At 67.5% G+C, this 14,928-nt stretch carries 13 protein-coding genes and 1 tRNA gene; 6 read left to right on the top strand and 8 right to left on the bottom strand.

Translation table 11 applies throughout. The features are described 5' to 3' along the window. Nucleotides 1-98: 98 nt before the first annotated feature. Nucleotides 99-2,153 (bottom strand): alkaline phosphatase D family protein, encoded by a 2,055-nt coding sequence (locus V7D63_RS09070; protein WP_333591947.1) that lies wholly within the window; start codon nt 2,151-2,153, stop codon nt 99-101. A 123-nt stretch (nt 2,154-2,276) separates the two neighbouring features. Continuing rightward, nucleotides 2,277-2,366 (bottom strand) — tRNA-Ser (locus V7D63_RS09065). A 142-nt stretch (nt 2,367-2,508) separates the two neighbouring features. Here V7D63_RS09065 and V7D63_RS09060 point away from each other — a divergent pair. The 5 genes from V7D63_RS09060 to V7D63_RS09040 all read left to right on the top strand — a co-directional run bounded on the left by V7D63_RS09060 (nt 2,509) and on the right by V7D63_RS09040 (nt 6,537). Continuing rightward, nucleotides 2,509-3,264 carry a septal ring lytic transglycosylase RlpA family protein gene (locus tag V7D63_RS09060; RefSeq protein WP_333591946.1) on the top strand — a complete coding sequence of 252 codons (756 nt, stop codon included), beginning with the start codon at nt 2,509-2,511 and terminating at the stop codon, nt 3,262-3,264. Between the two features lie 73 nt (nt 3,265-3,337). Further along, complete coding sequence (tmk, locus tag V7D63_RS09055) at nt 3,338-3,964, top strand: dTMP kinase (RefSeq protein WP_333591945.1); 627 nt, start codon at nt 3,338-3,340, stop codon at nt 3,962-3,964. Then, nucleotides 3,961-4,944, top strand: coding sequence for a DNA polymerase III subunit delta' (locus tag V7D63_RS09050; protein WP_333591944.1), 984 nt, complete (start codon nt 3,961-3,963; stop codon nt 4,942-4,944). The genes tmk and V7D63_RS09050 overlap by 4 nt, the downstream gene beginning before the upstream one ends. Next, nucleotides 4,938-5,723 (top strand): TatD family hydrolase, encoded by a 786-nt coding sequence (locus V7D63_RS09045; RefSeq protein ID WP_333591943.1) that lies wholly within the window; start codon nt 4,938-4,940, stop codon nt 5,721-5,723. The genes V7D63_RS09050 and V7D63_RS09045 overlap by 7 nt, the downstream gene beginning before the upstream one ends. A gap of 4 nt (nt 5,724-5,727) precedes the next feature. Further along, entirely contained in the window at nt 5,728-6,537 is an 810-nt protein-coding gene (locus tag V7D63_RS09040) for an MBL fold metallo-hydrolase (RefSeq protein ID WP_333591942.1), read from the top strand. Here the strand turns inward: V7D63_RS09040 and V7D63_RS09035 are convergent. Then, complete coding sequence (locus tag V7D63_RS09035) at nt 6,534-7,979, bottom strand: alpha/beta hydrolase (protein ID WP_333591941.1); 1,446 nt, start codon at nt 7,977-7,979, stop codon at nt 6,534-6,536. The two genes, V7D63_RS09040 and V7D63_RS09035, sit on opposite strands and share 4 nt — an antisense overlap. A gap of 305 nt (nt 7,980-8,284) precedes the next feature. Between V7D63_RS09035 and V7D63_RS09030 the strand changes: the two genes are divergently transcribed. After that, entirely contained in the window at nt 8,285-9,529 is a 1,245-nt protein-coding gene (locus V7D63_RS09030; protein WP_333591940.1) for a LytR/AlgR family response regulator transcription factor, read from the top strand. 104 nt (nt 9,530-9,633) lie between these two features. Here V7D63_RS09030 and V7D63_RS09025 read toward each other — a convergent pair whose 3' ends face one another. The 5 genes from V7D63_RS09025 to V7D63_RS09005 all read right to left on the bottom strand — a co-directional run. Next, nucleotides 9,634-11,019 (bottom strand): M28 family metallopeptidase, encoded by a 1,386-nt coding sequence (locus tag V7D63_RS09025; protein ID WP_333591939.1) that lies wholly within the window; start codon nt 11,017-11,019, stop codon nt 9,634-9,636. A 53-nt stretch (nt 11,020-11,072) separates the two neighbouring features. Beyond that, nucleotides 11,073-12,473, bottom strand: coding sequence for a dihydrolipoyl dehydrogenase (gene lpdA, locus V7D63_RS09020; protein ID WP_442882131.1), 1,401 nt, complete (start codon nt 12,471-12,473; stop codon nt 11,073-11,075). Between the two features lie 145 nt (nt 12,474-12,618). Then, nucleotides 12,619-13,887, bottom strand: coding sequence for a pyruvate dehydrogenase complex dihydrolipoamide acetyltransferase (locus tag V7D63_RS09015; RefSeq protein ID WP_333591938.1), 1,269 nt, complete (start codon nt 13,885-13,887; stop codon nt 12,619-12,621). Next, nucleotides 13,884-14,201, bottom strand: a complete 318-nt coding sequence (locus V7D63_RS09010) for a DUF5076 domain-containing protein (protein WP_333591937.1) — start codon at nt 14,199-14,201, stop codon at nt 13,884-13,886. Before V7D63_RS09010 ends, V7D63_RS09015 begins: the two co-directional genes overlap by 4 nt. After that, nucleotides 14,198-14,928 (bottom strand): pyruvate dehydrogenase complex E1 component subunit beta (locus V7D63_RS09005; protein ID WP_333591936.1); only part of this gene is annotated, 731 nt, incomplete at its 5' end. The genes V7D63_RS09005 and V7D63_RS09010, both read right to left, overlap by 4 nt.

The following is a 14,928-nucleotide window of genomic DNA, read 5'->3' as shown; positions in this document are numbered from 1 at the left end:
CGCATCACGCCATGACATTGGCGAACGACGCCACACATATCGCGAACGACGCCATTGCCGCGATCACCAGGCGCGGACGACACGTCTGAGCGAAAGGCTCAAATCCCGGCCAGCCCCGGATCCCCCTCCAGCACCTCTTGCCTGAGCTGGGGGCGCTCTCCCGGCCGCCAGAGCGAGACGCGGTGCGCCACGCGATAGGCCAGCGGGCCGCCGTCCTCGGTCTCAGACCGCTCCAGCGGGATGGGGATGCAGACGAACTCGGTCTCCAGTTCGTCGGGCGACGCCCGCACCGTCGTATAGCCGTGTCCGTTGAAGTCCACGAACTTCAGATGCGGCGCCAGCTCTGGATTGCTGACGGCGAGGGCGGCTTCCCGATCGTGCGTCTCTTGCAGGGTGAAGGACGACCGGACGCCGTGCTTCAGGCTCATGCCGTAGGTGCTCTCCATCGAACCGTCCGGCTTGTCATGCAGATAGAAGGGCCGCAGGGGCCGGTCCTTGGGCATGGTCAGGCGCTGAACCTCCGCCGCGCCCTGGGCCGAGATGGAGCCGGTGATGAACTCCACGCCGACCGGGTCGAAATCGCGGGGCGGCAGGGTCTTGCTGGGATAGCCGGCCCAGAAGGCGTGTCTGTCGCCGGCCACGATGGCGAAGCCGCTGATCCCCTCCTGACGCACCATGTCGAATATCTCGCCGTGCTCCAGGGCGAAGGGACCGGTCAGATAGCCGTAGCCCCCGCCGACCGGCCATTGGTCGGACAGGGATTCGGGCAGATTCTGCGGATCAACACGCAGCTTCAGCGTGCCGAAGGAATGGCCCCAGATCTTCCATGGGGCCTGGGCCGACCGCAGACGGTCCTTGAACCAGGCCATCTGTTCGACGCCCAGATAGGCTTCCGGCGGTGCGTTCATGTTCGGATTGGGAAACTCAGCCTCTCCGATCCGAACCGCGGCCGGCGGAGAGCCGCGCCCGGCCTCCCGACCCTGATCCATGATCTCGAAAGCCTCTTCGGGCAGGGCGCCGAATTTGATCTGTGGAAGTCCGGCGTAATCGCCGCCGGGCGATACGAACGACCGGTTGTCAGTCAGGATCATGTCGACATTCTTGCCGTACCGGAACGCCCGCTGAATCCGCAACGCCTTGATCGCGGCCAGATTGTTCGGCTCCAGCCCCGTGCCTCGCGCGTCGAATTCCTCGACGGCCCTGTTCTCCACGATGGGCGCCTCGAAGGCGTCGCCCGCGCCCGGCTTGCGGACCCGCGCGGGCTGGTATTCGTACCAGGCCTGGCTGGCCGCGACCTTCAGGGTCTGGGCGGGCCGGATCTCTCCGTTGATGATCTGCTGGCTCTGATACGAGCGCCAGTTGAATTCGTGATTGTCCCAGACGGGCACGAACGGCCACCGCGCCCGGGCATCCTGAAGATCGGGATCGGTCAGATAGCCGCGATAGGCCGTGCGGTAGTCTTCCAGATCCGCCGGGATGTGGAAGGCGCCGACCTTCTCGCCGGTCGGATAGCGGACGATGTCGCGCAGGCGTCGCCCCCGCTCCATGCCGTCGGGGCGCTCCTCGGGATACCAGACCAGTTCATAGATGAAGTCGCCCAGGTGCAGGACGAAGCCGAGCTGCTCTTCCCTGGGACGGCGCGCATCCTCGAACATCATCCGTCGGTAGGCGTTCATGGCGCCCTGGGTTACGTCCTGGCAGCTCACGAAGGCGAATTTCACCGGCCGCGAATCGTCGTCAGTGGGCGCGGTGATCGTGCGGCCGACCCGGCTGGTGTTTCCCGCCTCGTCGACGAAGCGGTACCAGTACTCCCGCGCCGGTCTCAGGCCCGCCGCCAGGAAGCGGCATGTCCAGTCCGTCGTGGCCGTGACCTCGACATCGCCCCGCGCGACCAGGGTTCTAAAGCCGGGATCACCGGCGACCTCGACCGCCAGGCGGTGCGCCGCGACGCCGTCATCCGGCGCCCGGCGCGTCCACAGGATCACGCTGTCCGCTCTAGGATCGCCCGAGGCCACGCCCTGCGGGTACAGGTCGCGTCTTTCGATGCGCGAAGGCGCCAGCGCCCGCACAGGCCCGACCCCGAACGCCAGCGCCGCGCCCATCGCCGCGGCCTGGACGGCGAAGGCCCGGCGCGACAGTCCGAACTTGTCCATGATCGTTTCCCCGAACCGGCGCCTGCGCCGTCAGGGCATTGCTTCACGATCCCTCTCCGGCGTCAATAAGTCGTCCGAATCGGACGATAAATTACCGGGACGTACATCGAAAGGCGATGACGATGGCGGACAGGGTGGGATTCGAACCCACGGTGGGCTTCCACCCACGGCGGTTTTCAAGACCGCTGCCTTAAACCACTCGGCCACCTGTCCATGCGCGATCTGGACACATCGACCGCGCGGGCAGGGGACATAGCAGGACAAGACCGCGTTAACCAAAGCGGAAATCTCACGCGCGCATCATCGGCGCATGAATGGACCTGCGCGCGGTGTTCGGGGATGGCGCGGCCTGGCCGTGCTCGGTCTGGCCCTGACCTCGGCCGCCTGCGCCGGCGTGGGCGGATCGACGGCGCCGATACGGGGGGCGACGCCGCCCGCGGTCGCCGACCCGGCCCCGATCGTCAGCGGAACCATGCGCCCCTATCAGGTGCGCGGCCGCTGGTACCGGCCCGAGGAGCAGCCGAACTATGACGAGGTCGGCATGGCCTCCTGGTACGGCGACCAGTTCAACGGACGACCGACGGCGACCGGCGAGATCTTCGACATGCACGCCATGACGGCGGCGCATAAGACCCTGCCTCTGCCCGGCCTGATCGAGGTGACCAACACCGCGAATGGTCGGCGTGTCGTGCTGCGGGTCAATGACCGAGGGCCGTTCGTGGACGACCGCATCCTGGACCTGTCGCGCGGCGCGGCCCAGGAGCTGGGCCTGTTGCAGGCCGGGGTGGGCCAGGTGCGGGTGCGATATCTGGGGCGTGCACCCCGTCTGGGCGGCGGGCGTCCGCTTCAGGTCGCGGAGAGCGCCCCCTCGCCGGTCCAGACCCTCGCGGAGCCGGGCCGGTTCTGGGTTCAGGCGGCGACCTTCACCGACGGCGACCGCGCGCGACGGGCCGCCGAGACCCTGGGCCGCTCGGCGACGGTCGACGGCGGTCGTTCGGGCCAGTTCCGGGTCATGCTGGGACCGTGGCCCGACGCCAATGCGGCGGAACGGGCGCGCCAGGCGGCCATCGCCTACGGCTATGTCGACGCCCAGTTGATTTCGGGCGGCTGAGGCCCTGATCGAAATCGCTCCGGCGTGATCAAGCGCCCTTGGCGGGGGGCGGGCGGATCGCCATTGTGCGGCGGTGACTCGTGGCAGGTTCATCACCCTCGAAGGCGGCGAAGGCGCCGGCAAGACGACCCAGGCCGTGCGCCTGGTCGAGCGTCTGCGCGAACGCGGCATCGACGCCGTCCGCACCCGCGAGCCGGGCGGCAGCCCCGGCGCCGAGGCCATTCGCGGTCTGGTCGTCTCGGGCGAGACCGAAGCCTGGTCGGCCATGACCGAGACCCTTTTGATGTACGCGGCCCGATCCGACCATCTGGAGCGGACCATCCGCCCGGCGCTGGAGGCCGGACGCTGGGTCGTGTGCGACCGCTTCGCCGATTCCAGCCGCGCCTATCAAGGCGCGGGCGGCGGCGTACCGCGGGATGTGATCGAGGCCATCGACGCCGCCGTGGTCGGCGCCGATCAGCCGGACCTGACCCTGATGTTCGACCTGCCGGTCGAGGTGGGGCTGGAGCGGGCGTTCGGCCGGGGCCTGTTCGAGACGCGGTTCGAGGCCAAGGGCCTGGCCTTTCACCAGAAGCTGCGCGACGGCTTCATCGACATCGCCCGACGCCATCCCGAACGCTGTGTCATGATCGACGCCGACGCCGACCCGGAAACCGTCGAGGCGCGGCTGTGGGCGACGGTGGAGGCGCGGCTGCTGTGACCGACCATCCACGCGACCGGTTCGACCTGATTCCTGATGCGGCGGCGGAAGCGGCCTTCGTCGATGCCCTGGATCGCGGGCGGCTGCACCACGCCTGGCTGCTGTGCGGGCCAGAGGGCGTCGGCAAGGCCAGTTTCGCCTATCGTGCCGCGCGCCGCCTGTTGGACGCCGCGCCCGATCCGGCGCGAGGTCTCTTGGGAACGCGGCCCGACGATCCGGTCAGCCGTCTGGTCTCGGCCCAGTCTCACCCTGACCTGCTGGTGCTGGAGCGACTGGTCGAGGGCGGCAAGACCAAGCGAAACATCTCGGTCGACCAGGCGCGCGACCTACCCGAATTCTTCGCCAAAAGCCCGTCTCGGGCGCGACACAGGGTGGCGATCATAGACGCCGCCGACGATTTGAATCTGAATGCCGCCAATGCCTTGTTGAAGGTTCTTGAGGAGCCGCCCGAGCGTGGCGTGCTGTTCCTGGTGACCCATGCGCCGGGCCGCCTGCTGGCGACCATTCGGTCGCGGTGCCGTCGCCTGGCCTTTCCGACCTGGAACGAGGACCGATTGGCCGAACTGATCGCTCGACGCACGGGCGTGGTCGGCGAGGCAGGGCGGCGCGCCGCCGCCATGGCCGGGGGATCGCCCGGCCGCGCCCTGGCCCTGGCCGATGGTCCCGTGGTCGAGGCCGACGAACTGGCCCGCGCCTGGGTCGCCGCCCAGGCCGTGGATCGGGCTGAACAACTGGCCGTCATCGACGGCTTCCGCGGCGCCGAGGGCCAGGCGCGGTTCGACATGCTGATGGAGCGGCTGATCGCGGCGGTGCGCGAGCGGGCGCTGGAGACCGAGCCGGGGCAGGGCAGCCGCTGGGCCGAGCTGTGGACCCGCCTGTCCGAACTGCCCGACCGGACCTCGGGATTGAACCTGGACAAGGGCGACGTGCTGTCGGGCGCCCTGGCGGACCTGGCGCGGACCAAGGCGGCCGTATGCTGATCGACAGCCACGTCAATCTGCATGCGCCCCAGTTCGACGAGGATCGCGACGCCGTCATCGACCGCGCCCGCGCCGCCGGTGTGCGGCTGATGGTCGAGATCTCGGATCGGCTGACGACCTTCGAGGCGACCCACGCCCTGGCCATGGCCCATGACGACATCTGGTGCACCGTCGGGGTCCATCCGCACGAAGCCAAGGATGCGGCGGATCTGACGGCGGACACGCTTTTGACGCTGGCGGAACGGCCGCGTGTGGTCGGCGTCGGCGAATGCGGCCTGGACTTCCACTATGATCTCAGCCCCCGCGACGTGCAGGCGCGGGTATTCCGTCAACACGTGGCGGCGGCGCGTCAGAGCGGCCTGCCGCTGGTGGTGCACACGCGCGAGGCTGACGACGTCATGGCCGGAATCCTGAAGGAGGAGATGGCCGAGGGACCGTTCCGTTTGCTCATGCACTGCTACACAAGCAGCCCTGAACTAGCGAAAACAGCAGCAGAAATCGGCGCGTGGTTTTCAGTTTCCGGCATCGCCACCTTCAAGGCGGCCGATGAGGTGCGGGCGGTGATCCGCGACATGCCGGCCGATCGGATCATCGTCGAGACCGACTGCCCCTATCTGGCGCCGGTTCCATATCGGGGGCGGCGCAACGAACCGGCCTATGTCGGCCATGTGCTGGAAAAGCTGGCCGAGATCCGGGGCTGGAGCGTCGAGGAGGCGGATCGGCGCACGACCGGCGCCTTCTTCAGCCTGTTCGACCGCATTCCGCGCCCGGCGGACTAGGGCCATGACCGGAACGCTGGAGATCGTCATCCTTGGCTGCGGATCGTCGGGCGGCGTGCCGCGCGGCGACGGCGACTGGGGCGTTTGCGATCCGGCCGAACCGAAGAATCGGCGCAGCCGCTGCTCCATGCTGGTGCGGCGACGCGGGGCCAACGGCCAGACCAATGTCCTGGTCGACACCTCGCCGGACCTGCGGACCCAGGCGCTGGCGGCGGGGCTGACCTCGGTGGACGCGGTGCTCTACACCCACGATCACGCCGATCAGACGCACGGCATCGACGATCTGAGGGTCTTCGCCCTGAGGGCGCGACGGCGCATTCCGGCCTGGATGGACGCGGCGACGCGCGACGCCCTGTACGAACGGTTCCGCTATATCTTCGAGAGCGTTGAAAACTATCCGTCAATCGTTGATGCGCACGACCTGCCGCCGCACGGCGAGACCTGGTCGATCGACGGTCCCGGCGGTGCGATCCCGATCACGACCTTCGACCAGGCCCACGGGCCGATCCGTTCGGTCGGCTATCGTCTGGGACCGGTGGCCTATTCCAGCGACGTGTCCGATCTGGACGAGGCGGCGCTGGAGGCCGTGCGCGGTTGTGGTCTCTGGATCGTCGATGCGCTGCGTCTGACGCCGCACCCGACCCATGCGCACCTGGAGCGGACGCTGGAATGGATCGCGGCGGCCGAGGTCGAGCGCGCCGTGCTGACGAACCTGCATATCGATATGGATTACGCGAGTTTGCGGGCGATAGTTCCTTCAAATGTCGAAGTGGCGTTTGACGGCTGGAGCGCCGATGTGAGCCTTCGGTCCTAGGCGACCGCGAAGGTCGGCGGCGGCAGGGTCAGATCGGTGTCGCTCACGGCGTCCTCGCGGAAGAACCTGACCAGAAGGTTCTGAACCTCCGGGTGCGCTTCAAACACGTTGTGGCCCGCGTTTTCGACCAGCACCCGCGTCTTGTTCTGGAATTGGGCGATCACCTCGGCCTGCTCCTCCAGCGGCGTGCGGCCGTCGAGGGAGCCGGCGACCAGCAGGGCAGGGGTCTCGATGCGGATCGGCGCGCGGAAGTCATCGCCCAGATCGACGCCTGGGATCGCACCCAGCAGGTGCGGCATGGGCAGGTTGAAGGCGTCGCCCAGAACCGCCGTCCTGGCTTCCTGTTCGATCAACGCCAGGCGCGCGGGCGATATCCCGGACGCCAGGTCCGTCGCCTCCGGCATGCCGGAGATGCCGAAATAGCGGTGCGGCGGCGGAATGACCGACGCCAGGAAGTCAGTCTTTCCGGCGTCGAGGTTCAGATAAACGCCCGGCAGCATGGAGAGCTGCGGCGGATTGGCGACCAGGGCGGACGCCAGCAGTTGAACCCCGAAACCGCCCACCTTGACGTCGACGGGACCGTTTTCACCGGCAAAGGTCACCGTCGCCGGATCGGCCTCGAACCGCTCATGCACGCGGCGCATCAAGGCCGGCATGTTCGGGATCGCCGCGCGCACGGCGGGGTCTTGCCCCATCAGATGATCGACGCGGTCCAGGAACATGTCGATGTGCGCGGGCCGTTTGACGGTCTGGTCCTGGCCTTCAAGACTGGCCAGGGCGACGCGGCCGATCGAATTCGGATGCCGTTTCAGCACCGACAAGGCCAGGTGGGTGCCATAGCTGATGCCCCACAGATTGATCCTCTCAACGCCCAGATGGCGGCGCAGATCTTCGATGTCGTCGGCGTTCTGTTCGGTGTTGTATCCGGTCATGGCGACGCCCGCGCGCGTCCAGTCGACCCAGGCCTTTTGCATCTCCTCGCGGTACCAGGCGCTCACGTCGGCGTGGGTCATGGCGGGGTAGGGCGTGGTCGTGGCCCGATCGGGAATATGGGCCGACAGGCCGGTCCCACGTTGATCGAAGGCGATGACGTCGGCCACCTCTCTCAGAGCCATGAAGATCGGAAAGCGCGGTCCCATCGAGGTGCGCACGCCGGACCCGCCCGGTCCACCGGCCAGATAGACGATCGGCGGGCCAGGGTTCGGCGAGGTCGAGGCGAAGCGCACATAGCCCAGACGAATGCGACGCGAACCGGGGATGCGCCGATCCTCGGGAACCTCGAAGAAACCGCGCTCGGCGTCGGTCTCCTGACCGTTCCCAGCGGTGTAGCGGAACGGGCCGGCCGGTTCCTGGGCCTGGGCTTTCCAGGGAAGCGTCAGGGCGGGGACGGCCAGGCCGGCGGCGGCGAGGATGGAGCGGCGGTTCAGGAATGCGTGGGTCATGTCGACGGTTGAAGCAGGGTTTTCGACTGGGTGAAGCGGGCTTCGGCGAACGGCGCCCCTGCGTCGGTGAACGGCGGCGCCCTTCGGCGAATGACGCTAGGGTCGCCGTCATGTGGCGGATTGTTCTCATCGCGATTCTTCTGACCTGGCTCCCGACCGCGTCGCGGGCGCGGGACACGTCCCCGGAACCGACATGGCTGACGTGTCGGGCGCAGGCTGGCCCCGCGGCGCCGATCCTTCACGACTGCCGCGCGGTCGAGGGCGCCATCGACCCGCAGGGAAGGGCGCTTTGGCTTCGCTCTGTCGTGCATCGTCCGACAGGCGACGCGCCGACGGCCCTGTATGTCTTCGCCGCCGCCTCATCCGAGGTCTGGTTCAACGGCCACCGACTGGGCGCGAACGGACAGCCGGGCGGTTCAAAGACGACGGAAACGCCGGGACGCTACGAAGCCAGCTTCCCCATCCCCGAGCGGATGTGGCGATCCGAAGACAATGTGGTCGTGATCCACATGTCGTCGTTCCACAGCGTGGTGCGCCTGGACAGCCCCGTCGCGGGGATCATGGTCGCCCCCTATCCCTGGCCGTCGCGCACGGTTCAGGTGGCGATCGCCTTCATCGCGGCCGGCGCCCTGTTCGCCGCCGCCTTCGGTTTCGGCGTCATCTACAGCCTGCGGCGCACCGGTTCGAGCCTGGCCTTGGCGGTCATGGCCGGCGTCGCCGGCTTGCAGGCGGTCCTGGAGAGCCTGCGGTCCTTGGTTCCCTATGCCTATCCCGTTCACGGCTTGCGCCTGGTCGGCATCTGGATTCTGGCCGCCGCCTTCGCGATTCTGCTGGTGGCCTATGTCGTGTCGCGTTTCTGGCCCAAGGCGCGACGCCCGCTGATCGTCCTGGCCGTAGCGGCGGTGGCCGCGACCGGCTTCGCCCCCGGTTTCGATCTGAAGACGGCCCTGGCCCTGATGGTCGGGCTGGCGCTTTCCGCCGTGGTGGCCGCCGTCGCCGTGCATCGTCGCATGCCGGGCGCACGTCTGCTCCTGGTCTATCTTGTCGCCTTCATCGCCATAGGGGTGATCTTCCCTTCATGGCTCGTCGACCTGTCCCATTTCCTGTTCGCCCTCGGTCTCGTGCTTCCTCTTCTGATGGCCGAGGTCGTACGGTTGGGCCGCGACGATCAGGAACGCGAGGTGGCGCTGACCCGCGCGGCCGCGCGTCCGAACTGTCTGACTGTGGCCTCGTCACGTGGGGTCGAGCGCGTGCCGCTCAGCGACATCGTGGCTGTCGTGGGGGCGGACGACTATGTCGAATTGCGACTGACGAACGGGCGGCGAATGCTGCACGCCGCACGCCTGGACCGGCTCGAACAGGATTTGCCGGCCAGCTTCCTGCGGGTTCACCGTTCGGTCATCGCCAACCTGGCCCACGTCCGCGGCTTTGAACGCGATGGCGGGCGAGGCCGTTTGCTGATGGACGAAGGCGCGCCATTGCCCATCAGTCGAAACCGCCTGGCGACCGTTCGCGACACGCTCGATGAACCCGAGCTGTTCAGTGGATAAGCGCCCGCGTCGCCGCCTTAGCGCATCTATTATTTCGCATAATATATCTTAGGCGATAAACGGGCGAGCGGTCTGAAGCGAGTTCCGACGCCACCCTCTCGTCGTCAGTAGCCCCCGAAGCTGCCCGCCGCGCCCGGAAACACCACGGGGCTTTCGGTTCCGTCCTTGGCCACCGCCGCGACGCCGAAGAAGTAGTTGTCGATGACCACGTTGTGCAGTGTGAACTCGGTGACGTCGCCGACCCAGCGGCTGTTGGTCCATTGCGGCGCATCGGTCAGACGCCAGTAGATGCGGTAACCGGCCAGGTTCGGCGCCTGGGCGGCCGACGGGCGCGCCCATTTCAGCGTCGTATCCGGGCTGACGGCGCCCTCGATGGTCACGTTCGCCGGCGGCGGCGGCGCCCAGGCCATGGAGGCCAGAGCCACAGCGTTCAGGGCCGTCAGCTTGGCCGCATAGTCGAAGTCGACATAGTCGATGGTGTCGCCGTAATGGCGGCCGTTCTCGGTGCGTAGATCCTGGTGTTGGCGGTCGTAGTGTTCGTTGGTCTCCATGATCCGCACGCCGGGCCAGCCCAGGTCGTTGAACGGCCGGTGATGCCCCCCGCGCCCGAAACGGTCGAGGCGATAGACCACCATGGTGTCGAGGTTCGGCACATACTGGTCGGCCAGACGGTCGATATAGCGGGCCAGGTTGCGAGCCGGACTGTCGACCTCGCCGCCGCTGAAACGACGCTGGCGAGCCTCTTCCGGGGTTTCGGTGGCGCGGGTCCCTTCAGCGAAGATTCTAGCTGAAGTATTGTCTGTCACACCATTGATTCCAGATGAATTACCGATCATGTCATTGTTCAAGAAGGCCTGAACCCGCCACCCTTCCCGCTTGGCCTCAGCCGCCAGGATGGCGCCGCCGAACAGGCCGTTCTCCTCGCCCGCCAGAGCCGCATAGACGATGGTCGCCGGGAAACGGCGCTGTGACAGGATGCGCGCGGCCTCCAGCGTTCCGGCCACGCCCGAGGCGTTGTCGTTGGCGCCGGGCGCGTCGGCGGTGGCGTTCATCACGTCGGTGACCCGGCTGTCGATGTCGCCGGACATGAAGACATAGCGGTTCGGGTCGCTGGTCCCACGCTGGATGGCGATGACGCTGACGACCTCGGTCGGATTGGGGATGCGCGGGCCGGTGACGACGTCAGAGACGTAGCGCACCTCCAGACAGTCGCCGCAGGCCGCCGAAATGCGTTGGAATTCCTCGAATATCCAACGCCGCGCCGCGCCGATGCCGCGCGTGTTCGACTGGGTCTCCGACAGGGTGTGGCGGGTGCCGAAATCCACCAGGGTCTGGACATCGGCGCGTAGGCGCTGGGCCGACGGCGCCGTGCCGATGTCGTACAGGGCCGGAACCTCGGCGGGCGGCGGAGGCGGCGCGTTCGCGGACTGGGCGGCGGCTTGGCCCGCCAACAACAGCACGACGGCGGAGACGGCGAACGAACCACGCATGAGACACCCCTCGGAAAGCCCGAAGGATTGGTAGGCCGCCCTACCCGGCCGGTCTAGATGTGGATGACCCGGCCATAGGCGTCCAGCGCCGCCTCGTGCATGGCCTCCGACATGGTCGGGTGCGGATAGACGGTGCCGTGCAGATCTTCCTCGGTCGCCTCCATGGTCATGGCGGTGACATAGCCCTGGATCATCTCGGTGACCTCGGCGCCGATCATGTGGGCGCCGATCAGGGCGCCGGTCTTGTCGTCGAACAGCACCTTGACGAAACCGTCGGTGTCGCCGGACGCGATGGCCTTGCCGTTCACCTTGAAGGGGAAGCGGCCGATCTTGACCGCCCTGCCCTGTTCCTTGGCCGCCTGTTCGGTCAGGCCGACCGAGGCCACCTGAGGCTGGGAATAGGTGCAGCCGGCGATGGGCGAAACGACGTGCGGGGTCTTGAAGCCGGCGATGTGTTCGGCGGCGTGGATGCCTTCGTGCGACGCCTTGTGCGCCAGCCAGGGCGCGCCGGCGCAGTCGCCGATGGCGTACAGGCCCTTCACATTGGTCTGGCAGTGGCCGTCGGTCTTGATGTGGCCGCGGTCCAGTTCGACGCCCAGCGCCTCCAGGCCGATGCCGTCGGTGTTGGCGGTGATGCCCACGGCCGAGATGCAGACCTCGGCCTCCAGCGTCTCGGCCTTGCCGCCGATCTCGATGGCGACCTGGACCGATTTGGCGGCCTTGGAGACCTTGGTCACCTTGGCGCCGACGCGGAACTTCATGCCGCGTTTCTCGAACGATTTCTGAGCGGCCTTGGAGACCTCCTCATCTTCCACCGGAAGAATGCGCGCCAGGGCCTCGACCACGGTCACCTCGCAGCCCAGGGCGCGATAGAAGCTGCCGAACTCGATGCCGATGGCGCCCGAACCGATGACGATCATCGACTTGGGCAGGAATTTCGGGGTCATGGCCTCGCGATAGGCCCAGATGCGGTCGCCGTCGGCTTCAAGCCCGATCTGCGGCAGGGCGCGGGCGCGGGCGCCGACGGCCAGCATGACCGACTTGGCCTGAACCGTGCGCGAACCGCCGCCCTTCAGGGCGATGACGACCTTGGGCGCCCCCTGCCCTTTTTCGAGTTTCGCCGTCCCCTCGATGACCTCGATCTTGTTCTTCTTCATCAGGAAGCCGACGCCCGAGTTCAACTGTTTCGCCACGCCGCGCGAACGGGCGATGATGGCGTCGAAATCGAAGCCGACCTTCTCGGCGGACAGGCCGTAGTCCTTCAGATGGCTCAGGCTCTCGTACTTCTCGCCCGACTTGAGCAGGGCTTTGGTGGGGATGCAGCCCCAGTTCAGACAGATGCCGCCCAGGTTCTCGCGCTCGACGATGGCCGTCTTCAGGCCCAGTTGGCTAGCGCGGATGGCCGCGACGTATCCGCCCGGACCCGAGCCGATGACGATGAGGTCGAAATCCATCTTCAACTCCGTCACCCTCGGGCTTGTCCCGAGGGCCTATGGCGGACATCGCTCGACGGCCGCCGATATGTCTGTGCCGCCAAACCCATTGTTCGCGCTAGCGGACGAATGGGTCCTCGGGACAAGCCCGAGGATGACGGCGGTGTTACGCCAGCATCGTCACGGGATCTTCGATCATGGCCTTGAAGGCCTGAAGGAATTTGGCCCCCACGGCGCCGTCGACGACGCGGTGATCGCAGGTCAGGGTGACGGTCATCACCGTGGCGACGGCCAGTTGGCCGTTCTTGACGACCGGGCGCTGTTCGCCCGCACCGACGCTCATGATCGCGCCCTGCGGTTCGTTGATGATCGAGGCGAAGGCCTTGATGCCGAACATGCCCAGGTTGGAGACCGAGAAGGTGCCGCCCTGGAATTCCTCGGGCTTCAGCTTGCGGTCGCGGGCGCGCTTGGCCAAGTCCTTGGACTCCGTCGCGATCTGCGACAGAGACTTCAGCTCGGCCGAGCGGATGATCGGGGTGATCAGGCCGCCGTCGATCGCCACCGCCATCGCCACATCGGCGTGGTGGTGCATGGCGATGCCTTCGGGCGTGTAGCTGGCGTTGGCGTCCGGCACGGCCTTCAGGGCCATGGCCGAGGCCTTGATGACGAAGTCGTTGACCGAGACCTTGACGCCCGGGGCCTCCAGCAACGCATTGACCTTGGCGCGCGCGGCCAACAGGCCGTCGATCTCGCAGTCGATGGTCAGGGGGAAGTGCGGCACGTCGCGGAAGCTGTCGGTCAGGCGCCGGGCGATGGCCTTGCGCATGCCGTCCAGCGGGATCAGGTCGTAGCTGCCGGGGGCGATGCCCTGCTGCTCCAGCGACAGGACCTTGCGCGGTTCGGCGGCGGCGGCGGCGGCGTTCGAAGCGGCGACCGGGGCGGTCCCGCCCTTCAGCCCTTCGACATCGCGACGCACGACACGGCCATGCGGGCCGGTGCCCTTGACCGATTTCAGATCGACGCCGTTCTGGGCGGCGATGCGCCGGGCCAGGGGCGAGGCGAAGACGCGGCCCCCGTCGGCCGATTTCGGCGCGGGCGCGGCTTTCGGGGCTTCGGCGGGCGCAGGTGCGGCGGCCTTCGGAGCCTCAGCGGTCTTGGGCGTCTCGGCGGTCTTCGGAGCCGGAGCGGCGGTTCCGCCCTCCCCGGCCAGGCGGGCGATAGGCGTATTGACCTTCACGCCCTCGGAGCCTTCGGCCACCAGGATCTCCAGGACTTCGCCCTCATCGACGGCCTCGACCTCCATGGTCGCCTTGTCGGTCTCGATCTCGGCGATCACGTCGCCGGCCTTGACCACGTCGCCGGCCTTGACGTGCCATTTGGCGAGGACGCCCTCCTCCATGGTCGGAGACAGGGCGGGCATCAGGATGTCGGTCATGCCGCGCCTCCGCCCGGCTGTTCAGTCAGGGTGTCGAACTCGGGTCCAGCCAGGGTCTGCTCCAGTCCCTTGAGGATGGCCTTATAGCTGTCCTCGGCGCTCATGCCGCGCTGCATCTCATAGACGCGCGACATATGGCGGGCGGCCTGGGCGAGGATTTCGCCGTATTTGGCCGGATCGTTGAAGGCGGGCTTCAACGTCATCACCGGCACGCCGCGCGACCACCACAGGCGCATGATCTCCACCGCCTGCGGGTCGCTGGCGACATCGGACGGGGTGGTCAGGGCGAAGTCGGGTTCGTGCGCGTCGGTCATGCCATCACCGCCTTCACGGCCTTGACGATCTTGTCCGCGCCCGGAAGCGACAGGGCCTCCAGGTTGGCGGCGTAGGGCAGAGGCACGTCTTCCTGGTGCACCCGCAGCGGCGGAGCGTCGAGATAATCGAAGGCGTGTTCGATGACCCGGGCCACGACCTCGGCGCCGACGCCCATCGGACCCCAGCCTTCCTCGGCCGAGACCAGGCGGCTGGTCTTCTTGACGCTTTCGACGACGGTCTCATGGTCCAGCGGGCGCAGGGTGCGCAGGTCGATGACCTCGCAGGAAATCCCCTCGGCTTCCAACTGTTCGGCGGCCTGAAGGGCGAAGCCGACCATGCGGCTGTGGGCCGTGATGGTGACGTCGGTCCCTTCGCGGCGGACCTTGGCCTTGCCGATGGGCACGATCCAGTCCTCGACGTCCGGCACGTCGAACTCCAGCCCGTACATCATCTCGTGTTCAAGGAAGACGACCGGATTCGGATCGCGGATGGCGGCCTTCATCAGGCCCTTGGCGTCGGCGGCGTCATAGGGGGCCACGACCTTCAGGCCGGGGACGTTGGCGTACCAGGCGGAATAGTCCTGGCTGTGCTGGGCCGCCACGCGGCTGGCGGCGCCGTTCGGGCCGCGGAAGACGATGGGCGCGCGGATCTGGCCGCCCGACATGTACAGGGTCTTGGCCGCCGAGTTGATGATGTGGTCGATCGCCTGCATGGCGAAGTTGAAGG

The organism is Brevundimonas sp., assembly GCF_036732845.1.
GTDB lineage: Bacteria > Pseudomonadota > Alphaproteobacteria > Caulobacterales > Caulobacteraceae > Brevundimonas.
Note: the sequence above shows the minus strand (reverse complement) of the source record. Positions and strands in the feature narration are given on the sequence as shown.